Here is a 22,091-nt window from a genome sequence, read left to right as displayed (position 1 = left end):
TAGAGGTCAGTAGTTAGTTACTTATTAATTGTGATTGATATATTTTCTCTCCCTGCACCATCTTGGTGATAAGGTTGTTGAATATGGTTGCCTTGCTCTGTGATCGGTTGATCCGAAAACAGAATTCATTGAAGTACCTGTTCAGATTATCATCGCTCACCCAGGAATAGGTTGTCCTTATCCAAGATTTCACTTGGTGGATCATTGTGTGGAGTGCTTTAAAGTTCAGCCCCTTGTTGCTTTCTATCTGGGTGATGTCATATGCTTTGGCTATGGGCCTGTAGCCCCTCCACTTATCGGTTGTTACCTGCGCTTCCCGACTGATGTGGTTCACAAAGATGTATTGTAGGGACCGTGCGGAGAAATCATCGATCTTCATTGCATACATTCTCTTTACCTTGCCATCCTGGGTAAGCTGTACGGCTGTCACGGCCTTCTTTTTCTTGCCATCATAGCTCCTTCCCGTTTTGCCTTCGTCCCTTCCGCCAAGGACAAACTCGTCAACGTGTACTTCTCCGTCCATGGGATCGTTGCCGCTGGAGGTCATTGCTTCCCTGACCTTGTGCATAAAAAGCCTGGCGGTCTTTTCCGTAACACCGTAGCGAACCGACATATAACTTGCCGATAGGCTCTTGGTGGTGGTTGCCATCTCGAAACAGATGAAAAACGCTTTTCTGACACCGAACTTGACCTTATGGAAAAGTGTATCGGCGGTAGCGGATTCGATATGGCCACAGATATTGCACTGTCTGCCGAAGTCCTTGCGGATTTGACAGGCGGTATGGTTGCAACGAGTACATTTATAAGCACTTTTAGCCTTTATCGAAGCTAAGTATTCCTTGCAATCATCATCGGTTTTGAACCGATCAGAGAACTCTAGAAGATTTTGACCCTTGAAAACATCCATAATATTATATCTTTACTATAAATAAAGATACGTATTTAAATACTGACCTCTATAATCTTTAATTCTTTTCAATTTGAAACCACTATTTTACCTATTATTTCTCTCTTCTACCATCGTACTTGGACAAAGGAGTACGACTTTTAACAATGAGGTACAGGCAATTAAAGCAAAATATGATACTATATGGGATAGTAGTAAGGAGACTACTGTTTTCACAGGAAGCTCTAGTATACGGATGTGGAAAAACTTGGAAGATATGTTTCCCGAGCATCAAATAGTAAACACGGGGTTTGGAGGATCTAAGGCAATCGATCTTTTACAACATCAAGAAGAACTAATTCATCGCTTTAACCCTAAAAAGGTTTTTATTTATGAAGGGGATAACGATATTGTTTTTGGAACAAGGACCAAGAGAATCATAGAGACCACCAAACAAATAATATCTAACATTAAACAAAGAAATAATAACGTACAGATTGTCCTCATTGCTGCAAAACCCAGTATTGCCCGTTGGAGTTATAAAAGAAAGTACAAAAGATTAAATAGAAAATTTAAAAAGCTTGCCCGTAAAGAAAATGGAGTGAAATATGCCGATGTGTGGAACGCCATGCTAGACGGTAGGCAAGTAAAGCAAGATATTTTTATAAAAGACGGCTTACATTTAAACGACAAAGGGTACGACCTTTGGTTTTCTGTGATAGCTCCATATATGAACACAAACACTACTAAATAAATAATAACTTTACCCTTAAATATATTCTATGAAAAGAAACTCTCTTTTAAAATCAATTCTGATTTTCACGGCTGTACTAGCAATTACGGCATGTGAACAAGAAAAAAATAAGGTCATCAATTTTCCGAAAACCGATTTGGCTATGGAAAATATGATACCCATGCCATTAAAGGTGAATGCATCAAACAGCGCTTTTGGATTAGATCAAAATACGGTAATACACACTTCTCCAAATATGGAAGAATTTCATGAGGTAGGAGAATACTTATCAGAAAAGATAAAATGGCAAACGCAATTAGATATTGCAGTAAACGATATACAAAATACATCTTCTAATAGGGTTATTTTCATCAAGCAACTAGATGAGAATACTCCATCCAATAAGGAAGCATACGAACTAACTATTTTACAAGATTCTATTATCTTGAGTTCCACTACTGCTGAGGGGGCATTTAGAGGCGTACAAACCCTTAGACAACTTATCCCTGAAACTAGTAACGACACCCTTTCGGACACTGAAATGTGGTTGATTCCATCAGGAGAAATTGCAGACCACCCTAATTTTGAATACAGAGGAGCTATGTTGGATGTAGCACGACACTTTTTTAGTGTAAAAGATGTTAAAAAGTATATTGACCTATTGGCCTATTATAAGATAAACAGCCTACACTTACACTTAACAGACGATCAGGGATGGCGAATTGAAATAAAATCATGGCCAAAACTTACCGAAGTAGGTGGAAGCACAGAAGTAGGTGGTGGTCCTGGCGGTTTCTATACTCAGGAGGACTATAAGGAACTAGTTGCTTATGCCGCTAGTCAATACATTACTATTATTCCAGAGGTAGATATGCCCGGACATACCAACGCTGCATCTTTAGCCTACCCTTTTCTTAATGGAAATGGTAAGAAAGTAGAACCTTATACAGGAATAGACGTAGGCTTTAGCACCTTTGATACTAGAAAGGATACGGTTTATGCGTTTATAGATGATGTAGTAAGGGAGATTTCTGAAATGACTCCGGGACCTTATTTCCACGCTGGCGGAGACGAAAGCTTGGTTACCAAGAAAGATGATTTTAATTACTTTATTTCTAGAGTAGATAAGATTGTTAAAAAATATGACAAGCGAATGATCGGCTGGGATGAGATTGTTCATGCTGATATTGACACTACAGCAATAGCTCAATTCTGGAGCAATGAAGAAAATGCCAAAATTGCCGTGGAAAAAGGAATGAAAGTCATCTTATCTCCCGGTAAAAAGGCGTATTTGGACATGAAGTACGATACGGTTTCTAAATACGGGTTACATTGGGCCGGCTATATTCCTGTAGACACCGCTTACATTTGGTCTCCAGAATACTATATCAAAGGCGTTAACAAAGAAAATATATTGGGTGTAGAAGCACCACTTTGGTCGGAGACTATTACCAATATGGAAGAATTAGAATATTTAGCCTTCCCTAGAGTTATTGGGCATGCAGAAATTGGATGGAGTACCGAAGAAAATAGAGATTGGGAAAATTACAAGGTTAGGTTAGGGAATCAAACACCATTTTTGGATAGAATGAATGTGAAGTACTATCCTTCTGAGTTAATAGAATGGAAGAAACAAACACTTCCTATTAAACCAAGGCTTAAGGATTAGTAACCTTTATTCCATAAAGGTATCTTGATGTTAATATCAGATTTAAAATCACCATAATTTAAAGCATAAAAAAGCCTTCGAAAACGAAGGCTTTTTAAATTATTATGGGTAGTTAAACTACTTAGGGGCAAGTCCACAAAACGTTAAATAAAAAAAACGTATTGATTTTTAGGCAAGCCTCGCAGCATTCAAATCTCCATTATCGAGCAAGATTTATTCTTTTTCTTCAGAGGCTACTTCTTCCTCTTCTTCAGTGGCAAAATCAGTTATGCCATGATCGTGTAACAAGTTATACCATTGGATAACTTTTTTGATATCGCTTGCATAAACACGATCTTCATCATAATTAGGCAATACTTCAAAAAAGTATTCCTCCAATTTAATCTTATCGTCCTTATGACTAATAGAAGTTTTTCCGCCTTCTTCCTTTTCTTTAATCTTCTCAAAAATATCCTTTAAAGGCACTTCTTCCTCCAAGGTATAGATTGCGATTTCGGATAGAACACTCACATTGTTCTTAAAACTAACGGTTATTTTCTTCCCATCTAATAAGGATTCTGCTACAAATCCAGCACGAGTCTGGGTCAATAACTTATAAAGTCCTGGTTTTCCGGATATGGATAGTATTTTATTTAAACTCATCTGATATTTTAAATTTCAAGCGCAAATATTACACTTTTTGTTTATATAAGAAATTGTTTTAACGTGCTTTTTTTTGAAGTGGGAAACGCATCCTATAATCCACCTTTACTTTTCCTTTTGATATATTGCTAAGTCTACTTTTCAATAATCTTTTCTTCAGAGTAGATAATTTATCAGTAAACAAAACCCCTTCAATATGATCATATTCATGCTGGATAACCCTTGCTAGAAGGCCTTCATAGGTTTCTGTATGAGATTTAAAATCGGCGTCCAAATAGGTAATAGTAAGCGTATCCTTTCTTGATACATCTTCCCTAATCTCAGGAATACTTAAACAACCTTCATTAAAAGCCCATTCTTCTCCAGTTTCCTCTACAATTTGTGCATTTATAAATACTTTCTTAAAGCCATTTAATGCTTTTTGTTCTTCTTCAGACATGTCTTCATCTTCAGAAAAGGGAGTGGTATCTATAACAAAAAGTCTAATCGGAAGTCCCACTTGAGGTGCTGCAAGTCCAACTCCATAGGCATTGTACATTGTATCCCACATATTGTTGACCAACTGATCCAAATTGGGATAATCTTTATCAATGTCATTTGCCACTTTTCTTAAAACGGGATCTCCGTAAGCTACTATTGGTAATATCATGCTACTATTTTCTATTTAAATATGCTTGAAGAATTAGGGTTGCACTAATTTCATCTATCAAAGCCTTATTTTTTCTTTTCTGTTTCCCCAACCCGCCATCGATCATAGATTGTACAGCCATTTTTGATGTAAACCGTTCATCTTGCCGAACTACCGGAATTTTAGGAAAAACCCCTTCTAAAGTTCTCAAAAAAGGTTTAATTAACTCTTCCGATTCGGAGGGCTCGTTATTCATTTGCTTAGGCTCACCTACCACAAATAACTCCACATTTTCCTGTTCCACATAAGACCTTAGAAAGTTTAGAAGTTCCTTGGTATTAACGGTAGTAAGGCCAGAGGCAATTAGTTGTAATTCATCCGTTACGGCAATTCCTGTCCTCACTTTCCCAAAATCTAAGGCTACTATTCTTCCCAAACTAATTTTTTCGCAAAAATAAACCATAAATTGTTATAAGTGTAAAAACAAAGGGTTAATTACAAAGTTGCACCTATATTTGTCTAAATTTCAAAATACGACAATGACAGAATTAAGAAAAGTAATAGAAAATGCGTGGGATAATCGTGAACTTTTAAAGGAGGCCGCCACACAAGATGCTATTAGAAAAGTTATAGACCTATTAGATAAAGGAGAATTGCGATGTGCAGAGCCCACCAATGAAGGTTGGCAAATAAATGAATGGGTAAAAAAAGGAGTGGTTCTTTATTTCCCAATTCAAAAAATGGAAACCTTAGAAGCGGGAATCTTTGAGTACCATGATAAAATGCCTTTAAAAAGAGGCTATGCCGAAAAAGGAATTAGAGTAGTTCCTAATGCGGTTGCAAGACATGGAGCATATATTTCTGCAGGTACTATTTTAATGCCTAGCTATGTTAATATTGGTGCTTATGTTGATGAAGGTACCATGGTAGATACCTGGGCCACCGTTGGTAGTTGCGCTCAAATTGGAAAAAATGTACACCTTAGTGGTGGTGTAGGTATTGGAGGTGTTTTGGAACCCTTGCAAGCTGCTCCAGTGATTATAGAGGATAATGCCTTTATAGGATCTAGATGTATTGTTGTGGAAGGAGTACGTGTAGAGAAAGAAGCTGTCTTGGGTGCCAATGTAGTACTTACTGCCTCTACAAAAATTATTGATGTAACTGGAGAAACTCCAGTAGAACGAAAAGGACTGGTTCCTGCCAGATCTGTAGTTATACCAGGAAGCTATACAAAATCTTTCCCAGCTGGCGATTTTCAAGTTCCTTGTGCTCTGATCATTGGAACAAGAAAAGAGAGTACAGATAAAAAAACTTCTCTAAATGATGCATTGCGTGAATACGATGTTGCCGTATAATGCTAACTTTGCATCATGAAAATACTGGTTGTACAACAAAAAATGATCGGGGATGTTCTTACTAGCACTTTATTGTGTGAATATATAAAGAAGAACATCCCCAACAGCCAGGTTCACTATTTGATCAATACTAATACGGTGCCAGTGGTGACCAACAACCCCTATATTGATCAGGTTGTGTTATTTACACCTGAATACAGGGAAAGTAAGCTTGCCTTTTATAAGTTCTTGAAATCTATTTCAAAAGAACATTATGATGTGGTGGTAGATGTATACAGTAAATTAGAAAGCAACCTAGTTACTTTATTCTCTGGTGCAGACACCAAAATATCCTACGAGAAATGGTATTCTAAATTCATTTATACCCATACCCATAAATACGTTAGATCTGGCGAGACCAAGATTGGTTTAGCAATTGAAAATAGGCTTTCCCTATTAAAACCCATCTTCCCAGAGGTTAGTTTTGATATACCGCCTCCAAAAATTTATCTTACTCAGTCAGAAAAAGACGAAGCAAAAGTATTTTTAGAAAAAAAATCGGTGAATTTTTCCATACCGATTTTAATGATAAACGTTTTAGGCAGCAGCCCCAATAAAACCTACCCTCTACCGTTTATGGCGCAACTGCTAGATAACATTGCCCAACAAGGAGAGGTTAACATTTTATTTAATTATATCCCTTCTCAAATAGAGGAAGTAAAAAGGGTGTATGAACTTTGTTCTCCAAAGACAAAGTCCATGATTTTATTGGATGTTTTTGCCCCATCTCTACGTACTTTTTTAGGACTACTATTTCATTGCAATGCTTTGGTTGGGAATGAAGGAGGAGCTGTAAATATGGCTAAAGCATTAGAAATTCCAGCCTTTAGTATATTTTCTCCATGGATAACAAAAGTCGCTTGGGAGACCTTCCCCAATAATACAGCTAATAAAGCGGTACACTTAGAAGATTTTCTTCCACATCACTTAGAAGGCAAACCTAAAAAACAACGCAAAAAAGAAGCAGAAAACTTATATTCTTACTTTGAGCCTACCCTATTTACAGATCAGCTAAAGCAATTCCTAGAAGCTGAAATTTTTACGCACTAACAGTATTTGATACTCGTTAATGAGAATTTTCCAATCTTTTTTAAGCATATAATCTACCACCAATTTTCCTTTTCCACCATTGGGCAGATCACAGTCATCTATTAAAACAATAGAATCACTGTGCAAGTTATCTTCAATAGCAATAAACTCTTTTAAATGGTGTTTCTGACTTTTAATTTGGACTGCGGGATCATCATCATAATCATAGCTATCCAGATATATAAAATCTACCTTCTCCTCAAAATTATCCAAAAAAGCTACAGAATCGGAAAGGTGAACTTTCACCACTTCATTTAAATTTTGATTATTAATTTCCTCTTGGCACTTGGCAACAGATTTTTCACTGATATCCACAGAATGCAGAAATGCGTTATTTTGTTTCGCCCATTTCCCAAAAACGATTGTAGCAGCCCCATTACTCTTAGCTCCCCGCAACCCTTCCCTAGACGTACCAGTTTCTATAATTGTTTTTGCCGAAATCTTATCTAACAGTTCCATAGTTTTCCTAAAAGAATCCCTACGCTTTCTAAAATCGTACCGAAATGGCATAAATGGATATAAGGATTTATGCTTTATTAACTTCCCTAATAAAAACCCGAAAAAGCCTAAAGCGATAATAGCTAAAATAATCTTCATAAATAAGCAGGGTAATTTTCATATAAATATAAGTAAACGCAAAGACTTCTATTTAACGCACATTAACACAAACTGTTTAATAAAATGTAAAGTGGCCTACAATTTCATATATCAGCGAATTAAAATTAACTTTGCCACGCAAATCGAGTTCTTCCTTATTGAAGTTAATGCAGCTAAATAAAAGCTATTTTACGCTACCTATTTAGCAAACTATAAGCAGCAGTATGGTGAGTGTTATTCTTGTCAGCAATATAGACTCCTAACCTAGCAAGTTACTGGATATCAATTTTATTGCAGCTAGACATAAGTATATTAATACAAAAGTGATGGGGAAAAATTGGAACAAAGATTACCTTGGGAAGAATTTTAAAAATTCTCCTTCAAGGACCAATTAAACGCAACCGAAATAGATTCTTTACATCCAGATGTATGAAAGCAGATTTTAAGGATAATTTCAGGAAAATCTCTAAGCCATTACAACAATGAGGATAATTCTATTTTGTGAAAATGACGATGCTTATGGAGTTTTAGCCCCCATTAGAACAGTTCTTCAAGAAAAGAATCACCAATATCTCTGGTATATTTCAAATAACTTATTGGATGACTTCCCCTTTAAGGACGAAGATTTTACGGTTAGTATTTTAGACCTACAGATCTTTAAAAGCGATGTTATTTTTGTTCCGGGTAAGGAAGTACCTCACTATCTAAGAGGGGTGAAAGTCCGAGTATTCAATAATTTACAAGGAAAAAGGTGGGATTATCATGAAACCGGACCATACTTCGACCTTTACTTAACTCAAGGCCCATATTTCACTGAAAAGTTCAATCTATTAAAGAAAAAGCACCAAAATTTCGAAGTCCTTGAAACAGGCTGGTCAAAACTAGACATATATAGCAAGGAGAAAGTGAAGTATGATTTTGAAAAAACTGCGATTCTGCAACAACACCAAACAGACAAAATTGTATTATACGCTCCAACCTCCACTAAACCTAGTTCGGCACCCCATTTAATACGAGAAATAGAAAGCTTAGCAAAAACCACAGGTTTTGTAATTTATGTAGGGCTGCAGGAGAAAATGGATCCTATTTGGGTTCAGGACTATGAAAAGCTAGCTCAAAAGACCCCCAATATCCTAATACGTACGGAGAAGAACATGGTAAAATGTCTCATTCAGGCTGATATCCTTATTAGCGACAACTCCCCTCATATTTACGAGTTTATACTCATGGACAAACCAGTAATTACGTATAGGTATAATAACGGAAAAGTACTCTGGGACAACTCCTACAGTTACACACAACTAACCCAAAAGGTATTTAAGAATCTACATGAGGATCCCTACGCCTCTGAAAGAAGCTATATTAACATGAAAATCCATCCGTATAAAGACGGAGAGTCAGCACAAAGAATGGTAGATGCCGCACAAGAATACATTGAAACCCATGGAGTTCCCGAGAAACGCAATTTATCACTCTCCAAGAGGTTGAAAATGAATGCTAAATTTGGAAAGCCTGTGAAGGACATATACACCGGTAAAAAAACAAATAAAATTTCCGCTGTCTTAATCACCTACAATGAAGACATCCATATTAATGGCGTTTTGGAGAATTTAAAATTTGCAGACGAGATTATTGTAGTAGACTCTAACAGTACAGATGGGACTATTGAAAAAATTAAGAGGCATTCTCATGTAAAATTAATTATACGTCCCTTTGTTAACTATACTGATCAGAAGAGTTTTGCTATGGAACAAGCTACCCATGATTGGGTACTTTTTTTAGATGCGGATGAACGGTTGACAGACGAGCTTAGAAACGAAATATTACAAACGGTAAACGCAAAACATCCTACGGCAGAGGCCTATTATTTTTACAGAACTTTTATGTTTGTGGATGAGGAGTTAAAGTTTAGTGGTTGGCAAAGTGATAAAAACTATAGACTGTTTAGAAAGAGTAAGGTTCACTTCACCCAAGAAAGAATAGTCCATGAAACTCTAGTGGTAGATGGAAAGTCTGATGTCCTTCAAAATAAATTGATCCATTACTCCTATAAGAATTATGAGGATTATAAGGGTAAAATGATAAAATACGGCAAGATGAAGGCGGTGGAGGAATTGCAAAAAAATTACGACCCCAATATCTATCATTTTATATTTCGTCCCTTTTATAAATTTTTCAACCATTATATCATAAGATTGGGTATCCTAGACGGGAAGAAGGGAATTATAATTTGCTACCTAAATGCCTTAGGCGTATATGCTAGGTATAAAGAATTAAAAAAACTTAGAAAAAATAATTTATAGTACGATTATGGACGACATTCGCAACGAAATCAATCAATGTTTAGAGGTATTATCCAATGGTGGTTTAATCCTTTACCCTACCGATACTATATGGGGTATTGGCTGTGACGCAACAAATGAGGCTGCTGTAGCTAAAGTATACGCTTTAAAAAAGAGGGTTAACACCAAAAGTATGATCTGTTTGGTAGGAAACGATTTTATGCTAGAACAACATATTACTAAGGTTCCGGATTTAGCTTATGATATTATCGACATGTCAACTAAACCTACTACTATAATCTATGAAGGCCCAAAGGGAGTTGCGAAGAATTTAGTGGCACAAGACAATACCTTAGGGGTTAGGGTTGCCACTGACACCTTCTGCCAAAACCTTATAAAGAGGTTTAAAAAGCCAATAGTTTCTACTTCAGCCAATATTTCAGGGGAAGCTACTCCTAGTTGTTTTGAAGAAATCACAGATGAGATTTTAAAAGGTGTGGACTATATAGTAAATTTGGAGCGCAATAAAATAAAGACTAATCCATCTTCTATAATCCTCCTTGGAAATGATGGTACGGTTAAAGTGATCAGAGAATAATAATGACGAAGACAAACCAAGAAGCAGCTTTAAACAATCCTATATTTTCCACCATTTCCAGTGCGGCTAAGGAACTTTCTATAGACGCCTATGTTATTGGAGGTTTTGTTAGAGATTACCTATTAAAAAGGGGAACTCCAAAAGATATCGATATTGTTGCGATAGGTAGCGGTATAGAACTTGCCCATAAAGTAGCTTCAAAATTACCTGGAAGTACCGATGTTTCAGTATTTAAGAATTTTGGTACTGCCATGGTAAAACATCAGGATATTGAGATTGAGTTTGTGGGGGCTAGAAAAGAAAGCTACCACCGTGATAGTAGAAAACCAGTAGTAGAAGATGGCTCTTTGGAGGACGATCAGAAACGGAGAGATTTCACTATTAATGCCTTGGCTATCTCCTTAAATCCAGATGACTATGGAAATCTTTTAGATCCATTTGATGGTGTAGCAGATTTAAAAAGAAAGCTGATTAGAACTCCTTTGGATCCCAATATCACCTATTCGGATGATCCTTTACGAATGATGAGAGCTATTAGATTTGCCACTCAACTTAACTTTACTATCCATCCAGAGTCCCTAAAGGCGATTACCGATAACAAGAGTAGAATTAAAATTATATCCAATGAGCGTATTGTGGAGGAGCTACATAAAATCCTTGCTAGCCAGAAACCTTCCATAGGGTTTTCCATTTTACATAAATCGGGTCTTCTTGAATATATTTTACCCGAACTAAAAGCGTTAGAAGGTATAGAAGAGGTAGAGGGGCAACGCCATAAGGACAACTTTTGGCACACCCTGGAGGTAGTAGATAATATTGCTAAAAATACTGATAATTTATGGTTGCGCTGGGCGGCCTTACTGCACGATATAGGCAAGGCACCCACCAAGAAATTTGATAAAAAAATAGGCTGGACTTTTCACGCACACGAGTTTGTGGGCTCTAAAATGGTCTATAAACTATTTAAGCGATTAAGAATGCCATTGAATGAAAAAATGAAATTCGTTCAAAAAATGGTCCTTATGAGCTCTAGGCCAATTGTCCTTTCCGAGGATTTTGTAACTGACTCAGCTGTAAGGCGACTCATTTTTGATGCTGGTGAACATGTAGAAGATCTTATGACCTTATGTGAGGCGGACATCACCACCAAAAACCCTAAGAAACAAAGGAGATACAAAAATAATTTTAAAATTGTTCGTCAAAAAATTGAAGAAGTAGAAGCTCGTGATCACGTTAGAAACTTTCAACCGCCAGTGAGCGGAGAAGAAATCATGGCCGCTTTTAATCTAAAACCTTCAAAAGAGATCGGAATAATAAAAGAAGTGATAAAAGAGGCCATCTTAGAAGGGGAGATCCCCAATAATTATGATGACGCCTATGCTCTTATGCTAAAAAAGGGAGAAGAAATGGGATTAACCGCTCAGTAATCAGTAAAGGAAAATTCTTTTGAAAATTACCATCTCTTAATAGTTATAAAGAGTAGATAAATAAATAGTAATATTGAAGAACGCTTTCAATCTATCAGATGCAGAATAATTTTATAAAAATTGCCAAGATTTCTTTGGTACTGGTTTATTTGGTCATTATTGCCGGAGCTGTGGTAAGGATGACAGGTAGTGGAATGGGATGCCCAGATTGGCCTAAGTGTTTCGGATATTACATTCCTCCTACCGACATCTCCGAATTGGAATGGCGACCACAAAGGGAGTTTAAAAAAGGTCAGGTGATTATTGTTGATGAAACCTTACAAGTAGCCAATTCAAATTTCACCACAGCAGACACTTTTCAGGAGGACAATTGGTCTTTGTATACCAAGCACAACTACGCCGTCTTTAACCCAACACATACCTGGGTAGAATTTATCAATAGGCTTTTTGGAGCCCTGGCTGGACTAGGGACCCTAGTAATGGCGATAGCTTCCTTCCGATATTGGAAAAAGAAAAAAAAGATTACCATCCTATCTTGGGTAGTGGTATTTGCCATGGGCTTTCAAGCATGGCTTGGCGCCACTGTAGTTTACTCTGTACTTGCCCCGGCCAAGATTACCATTCACATGGTAATGGCATTAGTAATTGTGGCATTAATTCTTTATATCATTCACTTAGCAAATGATAGGGTAAAAGCCAACAAAGCAGATAAATTGGCTAGAAATTTAATTTTCATCACTTTATTTGCCACCTTATTACAAGTAGTTTTTGGAACCCAAGTAAGACAGTTTGTAGACGAACAGATTATGATCTATGGGGACAATGCCCCTGAATTATGGTTAAACAACCCCGATTTTTATTTCTACATACACCGGTCTTTTTCCATTATCGTAGTACTTATAAACCTATATCTTGCCTATAGAATAACACGTTATAATTTAGGATATTCTAAAATCTATTGGGTATTGTTTATGCTCCTTATTGAAGTGATTACTGGCTTAGCCATGTATTTTTTAGACTTTCCTTTTTCCACACAAGCTTTACACCTAGTAGTAGCCTCCCTCCTTTTCGGATTTCAATCCTATTTAGCTTTGGAGGTTATAAATGCTTTTAAAACGAGGAAAACTTCGTAACTTTGCCTCCACAAAATTAAGGACGAGATGATATATAAAATAAGGGTAATTTTAGATGCAGAGGAGGATATCTTTAGAGATATTGAAATAGAAGGAGCTACTACCTTAGAAGAGTTTCATAATGCCCTTACCCAAGCCTTTGGTTTCTTGGGTAATGAAATGGCATCATTCTACACTTGTAATGATGAATGGCAACAAGATGAGGAGATTGCCTTGTTTGATATGAGCGAAAGTGGTACTGATGTACGATTAATGAGTGAGGTACTTTTGAGTGATGTAGTAACGGAAGCTTCCCCGAAACTTATCTATGTCTACGATTTCTTAAGTATGTGGACCTTTTTTGTGGAATTAGCCGATATTACGGAAAGAACAGACGGACAAATTTATCCAAATATTCTATTTAGTTTTGGTGAAATTCCAGACTCTCCACCAGAAAAGAAATTTGAAGCCGACGAAAGTGAATTCGATTTTGACAATACTTTGGACAACTACGAAGACCTAGATTTTGATGAAAATTGGAATTAATTTTCCGGTTAATCCTTTTAATTAAACATGCTATTTGCCCTAGAAATGGATACGGGATTTAATTCCGGTCATTACTAGAGTACGCTAATACTTAACCCTCAACAATAGTTATATGATCAATTTATATACTACCCAGATTGAAACCATTTCCATACACCGTGTGGGAAACAAGAATAAAAGTGAAGGCATTTTTTTATCCGAAGAGCCCTTCGCCCTTAACGATGAAACTACCGGGCTTTTAAAAGAATACTTCTTTAAACCATTCAGGGAAAAAGAAGAAAACTACTTTCATTTTTACAACGAGGTAGATTTTGAATTCAACGAAATCTACAAGATTGTAGACAATATTTTTAAGGATCCAAATTCCCTACACGAAAATTCTAAGAAGGTAGCAACCCACTTGTTCGATCAATCAAATCACCCACACATAAAAAGCGGTGAGCTATATGTTACTTACCTTACCGATGTAATGTTAGACAACCAGAAGGTAAATGCTGTTGGGATATTTAAAAGTGAGTTAAAGCACGATTTCCTTCAATTCCAAGAAAATGGCGCTAACTTAGATATTTTGGTTCAACAAGGGATTAACATCAATAAATTAGATAAAGGATGCTTGGTTTTTAACACTGAAAAAGAATCGGGTTACAAAGTACTATCTGTAGATAGCAACCGTTACGATGCCAAGTATTGGCTAGAGAACTTCTTGGATGTAGAGCCATTATCTGATGATAACTTTAAAACTAAAAACTATTTAAAACTTTGTCAGAGTTTTGCTAAAGACGTGGTTCTACCAGCAGAAGACAAGCAGCAAGAAGTCCTTTTTATGAATAGAGCTGTGAACCATTTTGCTAAAAATGATTCGTTTGAAGAGACCAATTTCTTGAACGAAGTGATGGAAAATCCAGAACTTATTCCAGAATTTAAGCACTATAAAGAAGAAAAAGGCCCTAAATATAGTATTGAGGATGTTGCTTCTTTTGATATTGCCAATAAAGCAGTGTCCGATGCACGTAAAAAGATAAAAAACGTAATAAACCTAGACACTAATATTCAAATAAAATTGGATTTCATTAATCCGGAATCTGCTGAAAAGTTTGTAGAAAAAGGTTGGGACGAAGAGCGACAGATGTATTACTATCTTGTTTATTTCAATAAGGAACAAAAGAGCTAATATTGGCAATAAAAAAGGGAGGTTTTAAAACTTCCCTTTTTTATTTAACCAGTCCAAAGAAATCTCCTGATAAGACTCTTAAATTTTTATCTTATTTTCTAAAATTTGTTTCATACTAACGTCCTCATAATTACGTTTCACAAAATCTAATGCTAAGGATAGCACCTCTCCCATTGATTTACAGTCCTTAAATGCAATATCTCCCGTTAGATCGTGTATATGCTGAGACAGCGCTTCTATGTTTTCAGGGATAGAAATCTTATCTGACTTACTAATTGAAATCAATCTTTTAATCCTATTCCCAGAACTCAATATCCGTTTTGCTACTATAGAACGTTCCTCAATCTTATATTGATCTACAGAATTGCGTTGTAGTTTTTCCTTTACCAACATCACCATTAAATAGTTCTCCTTAAAGAACTGCGGTCGGTAAACTTTAAGTTTCCCCTCATAGCATTGTTGATCAAAATCTATTGCCCGAATTCGATACACCACATGATCAAAATCGTGAGTAGGTACAATCACGTAATTATAGGAACGCATATCTCCCAAGAGTCGGATCATACAACGCTCGTTAAATTTTACAAATTCCTTTGCCAACTGTGATTTTTCTGATTCCGTACACTTTGGCAAAAACTCCTTAATAAAAACATCTCCTGGAATTCCGGAAATATGTTCTTCTATTAAGGTATCCTTATATACCAAAAAGTTTAGGTTATATGGAGACAACATATGTTCTAGCTCTAGCCCGTAAATTCTAGAGGCATCTGTCTTTTTTACATAAAAATAAGTGAAGTTGTCATTCAGGACATTTCTAACCCTAATCCTAAACGGTTTAGAGTTACCAAAGGTGCAAAAATCTACCGCATCCACATTTAAAAAGGGAAAAATACTATCACTCCCATCGGAATGTAAAATGGAGTATACTTTCTTTAGACTACTATCAATTTCCATCCTATCATACTCACTGTAATAGACCCTCACCCAAAGGGTATCATTATCATCAGCATCGTACACCGCTACAGAGCCAGAGAACCTAAGAAGGTCATCATAAAAAATCGGAATTTCTGTTTTCCGACTATAGTGGGCTAAGTAGGCGTCCAACCTTTTGCTGACTGGGAATGCCGGCTTTTTCTTGGACATTAGTTTTTCTGACATGGTGTTATTTTAATTTATCGTATTTTAAAGTTGCCGCTGTTGTGCATATTAGCATGATAACATCCAATATACATAACCTATCCTTCATTTAAAATTTAAAAATGATAAAAACGGGATATCCAACAGCGAATTTTATGATTTTTCCTGCATTATAAAATAGCATTTTTAACGCTAATCTCAAATCAACCCATGCATTGGTAGAGCCTGACCTCACTTAGGGCGCTAATTCAATCTCTACTAGGTACTGCAAAGAACCATAAACCTATATACTACATAAACCGTGCCCTTCACAACATTTCTTATTATACCACCTATTTTTAATCTTTATTTGATTAGGAATAACTGATGTCCAAAGGCTTTAAAAATTTGTAAAATGTTGTTTAAAAAACACTTTTTTCTGTTTCTTGACTTTTCCTTTAGCTATCCAATTTTTGACAAACCTTCATTATCTGTCATCTTTAAACTAAGTGGGAATGTTATGGCTATTTATTAAGCAATTGACTGGGCTGACAAGAACCACATGCGGATCATCCGCAACCATATTGAATTTCTGACTGAACATGAGGCTAAAAAATTCTACGCCAACTATAGGGAGAAACCTTAATTGGAAATCACATTATTTTCTTTACATTGTAACAAAACCAATAGTTGTTCGTCAAGTAACTACAAACCACAGAAAACCTACCTAATTTGGAATCGATATTAACTGTTACCAACCTCACTAAAAAATTTGGTTTCCTCACCGCTGTAAATGACCTCTCCTTTACAATAGAAAAAGGAAATGTGTACGGCATACTAGGCCCCAATGGTAGTGGGAAGTCTACCACCCTCGGCATTGTATTAAATGTAGTAAACCCTAGCAACGGAAGCTTCTCTTGGTTTAATGGAAACCTTACTACTCATCAGGCTTTAAAAAAGGTGGGAGCAATTATTGAGCGCCCCAACTTCTATCCCTATATGACTGCCGTTCAAAATTTAAAATTAGTTTGTAAAATCAAGGAGGTACCCCATGATAAGATAGAAGAGAAGTTGGAATTAGTAGGACTGTTAGATCGTAAAAACAGTAAGTTCAGCACTTATTCCCTAGGGATGAAACAACGATTAGCGATCGCCTCTGCCCTTCTTAACGATCCTGTAATCTTAATCCTAGACGAACCCACCAACGGGTTAGATCCTCAAGGCATTCATCAGATTAGGGAAATTATAAAAACAATCGCTTCACAAGGCACTACCATTTTACTTGCCTCCCATTTATTAGACGAAGTTGAAAAAGTATGCAGTCACGTAATTATTCTTAGGAAAGGGGAAAAATTATACTCAGGACGCGTAGACGATATGCTTGCTAGTTATGGGTTTTTCGAGTTAAAATCGGAGCAAACCGATGCCTTGATCGACTTTCTAGAAAAACACGCCAGTTTTGGCACAATAAAGCAAGAAAATGGAGTGATAAAGGTTATTCTAAAAGAAGAAATGGACGCAAAGACCTTAAATCAGCATTTGTTTGAAAAAGGGATCGTTCTTTCTCATCTGGTAAAACGTAAAGAAAGCTTGGAAGAACAATTCCTTACCCTTACTAGTAACACCCAAAAACATGCTTAAACCGACTAACCACTAGACTATGTTGCGATTATTACAAATAGAGTTTATAAAATTATGGAACAATAGGGCTAGTAAAATCCTAATTATCTCCTATTTCACCTTACTAGTCTGCATGGCGTTATTAGCAGCTATAAAGTTTGATATAGGCCCTGTTAAGTTTCATATTGCCGATCAGGGCGTGTTTAACTTTCCCTATATATGGCATCTGAACACTTGGATTGCTGGCGGATTAAAACTATTCTTTGCCATTGTAATCGTATCTATGATGGCCAACGAATATAGTAACAAGACTATAAAACAAAATTTAATCGATGGCTTAAGCAAGAAGGAGTTTATTGCCTCGAAATTCCTTACCGTTTTTACATTCTCTCTAATTTCTACCTTATTTGTATTTCTGGTCTCCTTAGTTTTAGGGCTGTTCTATTCTGATTATACGGAGCTTTCCATAATTTTTTCAGATTTAGAATACCTATTAGCCTATTTTGTAAAACTATTGGGATTCTTTTCCTTCTGTCTTTTCTTGGGCATTTTGGTAAAACGATCGGCCTTTGCTTTAGGGTTCTTAATTGTTTGGTATGCTATAGAGAATTTAGCCCTTCGATTTTTGGTATGGTGGTTTGCAGGAAGCGAGGCCTCCTCCACTTTTATGAAGTACCTTCCTCTAGAATCCATGTCTAACCTCATCAAAGAACCTGTATCCCGATTTAATGCGGTGCAAAGTGTGGTAGCACAAATGGGAGAAACATTTAACAAGGACTACAACATCCATTTTTATGAAATTCTAATCGTGCTATGCTGGACGGCAATTTTTATTTACCTGTCTTATGCGTTATTGAAGCGTCGGGATTTATAAGAGAAATCAACTTGTAATTAGACTCTTGATCCATCCTGTTAAAATTTGGGTCTATTAAAATCATTCTTTATACTTCGGCAAATAACGTCTTAATCAATACAGTCTTAAATTCTAGCTAAAGCGCAAAGGCTATTGGGTAGGTTTTAGTATTTTTAAAAAATGAAATTTAAAGTTGTTTCGGATTTTAAACCCACTGGCGATCAGCCATCGGCGATTAAACAATTACGGGAAGGCATAGCGTCCGATGTCCGCTACCAAACCCTATTGGGTGTTACCGGATCTGGGAAGACCTTTACCGTAGCCAATGTTGTAGAAGAGGTGCAACGCCCCACTTTAGTACTCGCTCATAATAAAACGCTAGCGGCCCAGCTATATTCGGAGTTTAAGCAGTTTTTTCCAGAGAATGCCGTGGAGTATTTTGTCTCCTACTACGATTATTATCAGCCAGAAGCTTATATCCCTACTAGCGGAACTTATATAGAAAAAGACCTCTCTATAAACGAGGATATTGAAAAGTTACGCCTGAGTACCACCTCCTCCCTACTCTCTGGAAGAAGAGATGTGTTAGTGGTAGCTTCCGTATCTTGTTTATATGGGATTGGGAATCCGGTGGAATTTAAAAAGAATGTAATCAGCATACATCAAGATCAGGTAATTTCTAGGACAAAACTCCTACATCAACTTGTGCAAAGTCTTTATTCTAGGACTACTGCCGAGTTTAAAAACGGTAATTTTAGGGTTAAGGGCGATGTTGTAGATGTATTCCCCAGTTATGCCGACCATGCTTTTAGAATTCATTTTTTTGGGGATGAGATTGAAGAAATAGAGGCGTTTGACCCGTTGAATAATAAGGTCCTTGAAAAGTATGATCAGCTTACACTGTATCCTGCTAATATGTTTGTGACCTCTCCAGATGTGCTACAAAACGCCATTCACCAGATTCAGGAAGATATGGTGAAGCAGGTAGCCTACTTCAAGGAAATAGGCAAGCATTTGGAAGCAAAGCGCTTGGAAGAGCGCACCAATTTTGACTTGGAAATGATTCGGGAATTAGGCTACTGTTCTGGGATAGAAAACTATTCTAGATACTTGGATGGTAGGTTACCTGGTACCCGTCCATTCTGTCTGTTAGATTATTTCCCTGATGATTATTTAATGGTGGTAGATGAGAGTCACGTTACCATTCCACAAGTCCATGCCATGTACGGTGGTGATAGGTCTAGAAAAGAAAATTTAGTGGATTATGGTTTTAGACTACCGGCAGCTATGGATAACCGACCCTTGAAATTTGAAGAGTTTGAATCCCTCCAAAATCAGGTAATCTATGTAAGTGCTACCCCAGCAGATTATGAATTAGAACTGAGTCAGGGAGTATATGTAGAGCAAGTAATACGCCCCACAGGATTGTTAGACCCTATAATTGAAGTCCGCCCTAGTCAAAATCAAATTGACGATCTTATTGAAGAGATTCAGGTGCGAGTAGAAAAGGACCAGCGGACCTTAGTCACCACTCTAACCAAGCGTATGGCAGAAGAACTGGCAAAATACCTCACTAGAATAAATGTTAGGTGTAGGTATATCCATAGTGATGTGGATACCTTGGAGCGAGTAGAAATAATGCAAGACCTTCGTAAAGGTATCTTTGATGTCCTTATTGGGGTAAACCTTTTAAGAGAAGGTTTGGATCTGCCGGAGGTATCTCTGGTAGCTATTTTGGATGCGGATAAGGAAGGCTTTTTAAGAAGCGCTAGATCGCTTACACAAACGGTAGGAAGGGCGGCAAGACACTTAGAGGGTAAAGCTATAATGTATGCAGATAAGATTACCAAAAGCATGCAACAGACTATAGACGAGACCAACTACCGCAGGGAAAAGCAGACCAATTACAATAAGAAGCATAACATTACTCCTACTGCTTTAAATAAAAGTTTAGATAGTGTACTTGCAAAAAATTCGGTTTCCACCTATCATTTTGAGAAGGCGGAAATAAGAGCCGCTGAACCCGATATGCTATATCTAACCCAAGAACAAAAGGAAAAGATAATCAAAGAAAAGCGGAAGGCTATGGAAAAAGCGGCTAAAGAGCTGGATTTTATGGAAGCAGCCAAATTACGGGACGAGATCAAAGCTTTACAAGAACAGGAGTAAACAGGCAGCTAGCGTAATCCGTTATTGTTTGCTGCAGGTAGTTTAAATATAAACCACCAAATAACAACCCAAGGCAGTTCTAGACCTAACTACAGGCGTTTAGCGCTGTTTGTATAATAGAATAGTTCTAAGAGAATAAACTGTTTAGACTGATTTTTATAAGGTTAAATGCTGCCTAACGACCTCAATCTTAAAAATAAAGCATATTATAAATTATCAAACCCCCAAACAGGAATGCAAAAAAGGAAATAACTTGGAGATAAATTGGCTTAAGAATATCTGCACTTTTCATTGCAAACTGATGATGGTTTTTTCTTGGAACTACATAAAGTATCAGTGAGGTAATAACCATAATCCAACCCAAAAGTTTAAATGCAATTGGATATTTAGAGAAGTCAGAGGTTACTGTAAGGGCTATTGCAGGAATCAGCCGAAGGGTAATTTCCGTATAGTTAATAAAATTGTTACTGCCGGCTTTTCTTAAAAACACTCTCGCTTTTCGTGGATTAAAGAGCATTATGAAACCAACTAATATTATAAAAGCCCCGAACAATACAACCACCCATTTTGCAATTTCCATAAGCATGATTGGGTCGGTTTTAATATTTGAGTTGTTAATGAATGCTATTTAGCGACTTGCATTTTTTGATTCTTTAAATATCGATCAAATTTCATTTCAGTAGTTTCTTCTCGACTCAAAAGATTAATTGCTGCCCATATTCTGTTCTTAGGAACATTGAAATCAAAACGCGAATGATTCCTGGCAAGCCAATTAGCATCGCAAGTTGAAAACCCTCCTGCATTTTCAAAATTCCTACGGATTCCATCGTAGTAAGGATCCACTTTTCCAATTTCACTAAGGTATACCATGTATTTACTAAATGGTTTGATGTACAATTGTGGGAAATTTTTAAGATTCCGGTGAACGGTGTCCTTAATTCTTATCATGACAATATCTTTTTCAAATCGCCATACAGTGGAGAATTGAAGGGAGTCTAGACTTTTTAAAAATTCATATTTTGCCTCTTCTCTAAATGGAATCTTATTTGGCGTTTGTTTAATTTCTTCAAAATAATAATGATAGGCTTTATTGATATCGGTTGAGTGTCCATAGTCCAAAACCATCTGATCCACATACTTAACCATCGCTTTTAGACCTTTTATTTCAATTTCTTTAAAAACTTTAGTAAACGCCTTATCGCTTCTTAAGTCAATTTTATTTTGACTAACCAACTGCTTATTACTCAACAAAAATAACATAAGCACAATTATACTCTTCATGGTTCTAAATTTTGGTTTGGTTGTAATCATAGGTCTTCTTACAAGTCCATTTTACTAGTAAGAAAATACCACAGTATTAAAAATAGTGATTTTATTCTTAAATAGTGATATTTACAACAATATTGCTTAACCAACGTTTATTATTGATAATATTTGACACAACCAATACAAGGTATATTGATTTTTTAATAAGAATTTATTGTCGTACACAGAGCTAATCATTTAAACATTAGCCATACCGTATAGTGCTGATTTTGTAATTTAGAGTAGGCTTTTAT

Annotated in this window: 21 protein-coding genes; 13 read left to right on the top strand and 8 right to left on the bottom strand. The window is 36.5% G+C overall.

Annotation, left to right across the window (positions count from 1 at the left end):
* Nucleotides 1-13: 13 nt before the first annotated feature.
* Nucleotides 14-907, bottom strand: a complete 894-nt coding sequence (locus tag H344_RS0106250; protein WP_026809533.1) for an IS1595 family transposase — start codon at nt 905-907, stop codon at nt 14-16.
* A gap of 73 nt (nt 908-980) precedes the next feature.
* On the opposite strand from H344_RS0106250, the gene H344_RS0106245 reads away from it, so the two are divergent.
* Nucleotides 981-1,640 (top strand): GDSL-type esterase/lipase family protein, encoded by a 660-nt coding sequence (locus H344_RS0106245; RefSeq protein ID WP_026809532.1) that lies wholly within the window; start codon nt 981-983, stop codon nt 1,638-1,640.
* 28 nt (nt 1,641-1,668) lie between these two features.
* On the top strand, nt 1,669-3,288 hold the full coding sequence (locus tag H344_RS0106240) for a family 20 glycosylhydrolase (RefSeq protein ID WP_026809531.1): 1,620 nt from the start codon (nt 1,669-1,671) through the stop codon (nt 3,286-3,288).
* 213 nt (nt 3,289-3,501) lie between these two features.
* Here H344_RS0106240 and H344_RS0106235 read toward each other — a convergent pair whose 3' ends face one another.
* From H344_RS0106235 to ruvX, 3 genes are read right to left on the bottom strand one after another with little or no spacing between them, the layout of a single operon-like run.
* Nucleotides 3,502-3,930, bottom strand: coding sequence for a DUF5606 family protein (locus H344_RS0106235; protein ID WP_026809530.1), 429 nt, complete (start codon nt 3,928-3,930; stop codon nt 3,502-3,504).
* Nucleotides 3,931-3,988: 58 nt separating this feature from the next.
* Nucleotides 3,989-4,579 (bottom strand): peptide deformylase, encoded by a 591-nt coding sequence (gene def, locus H344_RS0106230; protein WP_026809529.1) that lies wholly within the window; start codon nt 4,577-4,579, stop codon nt 3,989-3,991.
* 4 nt (nt 4,580-4,583) lie between these two features.
* The gene (gene ruvX / locus H344_RS0106225; RefSeq protein ID WP_026809528.1) at nt 4,584-4,994 is read right to left on the bottom strand and encodes a Holliday junction resolvase RuvX; all 411 of its coding nucleotides are present in this window, start codon (nt 4,992-4,994) and stop codon (nt 4,584-4,586) included.
* 103 nt (nt 4,995-5,097) lie between these two features.
* On the opposite strand from ruvX, the gene H344_RS0106220 reads away from it, so the two are divergent.
* Together H344_RS0106220 and H344_RS0106215 are read left to right on the top strand one after the other, a co-directional pair.
* The gene (locus tag H344_RS0106220) at nt 5,098-5,913 is read left to right on the top strand and encodes a 2,3,4,5-tetrahydropyridine-2,6-dicarboxylate N-succinyltransferase (protein WP_026809527.1); all 816 of its coding nucleotides are present in this window, start codon (nt 5,098-5,100) and stop codon (nt 5,911-5,913) included.
* Between the two features lie 15 nt (nt 5,914-5,928).
* The gene (locus H344_RS0106215; RefSeq protein ID WP_026809526.1) at nt 5,929-7,002 is read left to right on the top strand and encodes a glycosyltransferase family 9 protein; all 1,074 of its coding nucleotides are present in this window, start codon (nt 5,929-5,931) and stop codon (nt 7,000-7,002) included.
* On the opposite strand, the gene H344_RS0106210 is transcribed toward H344_RS0106215, so the two are convergent.
* Nucleotides 6,976-7,638 (bottom strand): class I SAM-dependent methyltransferase, encoded by a 663-nt coding sequence (locus H344_RS0106210; protein WP_026809525.1) that lies wholly within the window; start codon nt 7,636-7,638, stop codon nt 6,976-6,978. The genes H344_RS0106215 and H344_RS0106210 overlap by 27 nt on opposite strands.
* Nucleotides 7,639-8,120: 482 nt before the next feature.
* Between H344_RS0106210 and H344_RS22340 the strand changes: the two genes are divergently transcribed.
* The 6 genes from H344_RS22340 (at nt 8,121) to H344_RS0106175 (ending at nt 14,774) form a co-directional block, all read left to right on the top strand.
* Nucleotides 8,121-9,941: a glycosyltransferase gene (locus H344_RS22340; protein WP_034256220.1), complete on the top strand. Its 1,821-nt coding sequence runs from the start codon at nt 8,121-8,123 to the stop codon at nt 9,939-9,941.
* A 7-nt stretch (nt 9,942-9,948) separates the two neighbouring features.
* Nucleotides 9,949-10,518, top strand: coding sequence for an L-threonylcarbamoyladenylate synthase (locus tag H344_RS0106195; RefSeq protein WP_026809524.1), 570 nt, complete (start codon nt 9,949-9,951; stop codon nt 10,516-10,518).
* Nucleotides 10,519-10,520: 2 nt separating this feature from the next.
* Complete coding sequence (locus tag H344_RS0106190; protein ID WP_026809523.1) at nt 10,521-11,945, top strand: CCA tRNA nucleotidyltransferase; 1,425 nt, start codon at nt 10,521-10,523, stop codon at nt 11,943-11,945.
* A 98-nt stretch (nt 11,946-12,043) separates the two neighbouring features.
* Nucleotides 12,044-13,078, top strand: coding sequence for a COX15/CtaA family protein (locus H344_RS0106185; protein ID WP_026809522.1), 1,035 nt, complete (start codon nt 12,044-12,046; stop codon nt 13,076-13,078).
* Nucleotides 13,079-13,105: 27 nt separating this feature from the next.
* On the top strand, nt 13,106-13,603 hold the full coding sequence (locus H344_RS0106180) for an IS1096 element passenger TnpR family protein (protein ID WP_026809521.1): 498 nt from the start codon (nt 13,106-13,108) through the stop codon (nt 13,601-13,603).
* A gap of 112 nt (nt 13,604-13,715) precedes the next feature.
* Nucleotides 13,716-14,774: a nucleoid-associated protein gene (locus tag H344_RS0106175; protein WP_026809520.1), complete on the top strand. Its 1,059-nt coding sequence runs from the start codon at nt 13,716-13,718 to the stop codon at nt 14,772-14,774.
* 78 nt (nt 14,775-14,852) lie between these two features.
* Here the strand turns inward: H344_RS0106175 and H344_RS0106170 are convergent, their stop codons facing one another.
* Nucleotides 14,853-15,932 carry a hypothetical protein gene (locus tag H344_RS0106170; RefSeq protein WP_026809519.1) on the bottom strand — a complete coding sequence of 360 codons (1,080 nt, stop codon included), beginning with the start codon at nt 15,930-15,932 and terminating at the stop codon, nt 14,853-14,855.
* Between the two features lie 690 nt (nt 15,933-16,622).
* On the opposite strand from H344_RS0106170, the gene H344_RS0106165 reads away from it, so the two are divergent.
* The 3 genes from H344_RS0106165 (at nt 16,623) to uvrB (ending at nt 20,532) form a co-directional block, all read left to right on the top strand.
* Nucleotides 16,623-17,531, top strand: a complete 909-nt coding sequence (locus H344_RS0106165) for an ABC transporter ATP-binding protein (protein ID WP_026809518.1) — start codon at nt 16,623-16,625, stop codon at nt 17,529-17,531.
* Between the two features lie 19 nt (nt 17,532-17,550).
* Nucleotides 17,551-18,384 carry an ABC transporter permease gene (locus H344_RS0106160; protein WP_026809517.1) on the top strand — a complete coding sequence of 278 codons (834 nt, stop codon included), beginning with the start codon at nt 17,551-17,553 and terminating at the stop codon, nt 18,382-18,384.
* A gap of 159 nt (nt 18,385-18,543) precedes the next feature.
* Nucleotides 18,544-20,532, top strand: a complete 1,989-nt coding sequence (gene uvrB / locus H344_RS0106155) for an excinuclease ABC subunit UvrB (protein ID WP_026809516.1) — start codon at nt 18,544-18,546, stop codon at nt 20,530-20,532.
* A gap of 190 nt (nt 20,533-20,722) precedes the next feature.
* Here the strand turns inward: uvrB and H344_RS0106150 are convergent, their stop codons facing one another.
* Together H344_RS0106150 and H344_RS0106145 are read right to left on the bottom strand one after the other, a co-directional pair.
* The gene (locus tag H344_RS0106150) at nt 20,723-21,118 is read right to left on the bottom strand and encodes a hypothetical protein (protein ID WP_026809515.1); all 396 of its coding nucleotides are present in this window, start codon (nt 21,116-21,118) and stop codon (nt 20,723-20,725) included.
* Nucleotides 21,119-21,156: 38 nt separating this feature from the next.
* On the bottom strand, nt 21,157-21,813 hold the full coding sequence (locus H344_RS0106145) for a hypothetical protein (protein ID WP_157378156.1): 657 nt from the start codon (nt 21,811-21,813) through the stop codon (nt 21,157-21,159).
* Nucleotides 21,814-22,091: the final 278 nt, after the last annotated feature.

The sequence above is a fragment of the Arenibacter latericius DSM 15913 genome (assembly GCF_000424985.1).
GTDB lineage: Bacteria > Bacteroidota > Bacteroidia > Flavobacteriales > Flavobacteriaceae > Arenibacter > Arenibacter latericius.
The sequence above is the reverse complement of the archived record's forward strand: the minus strand, read 5'-3'. Positions and strand labels throughout refer to the sequence as shown.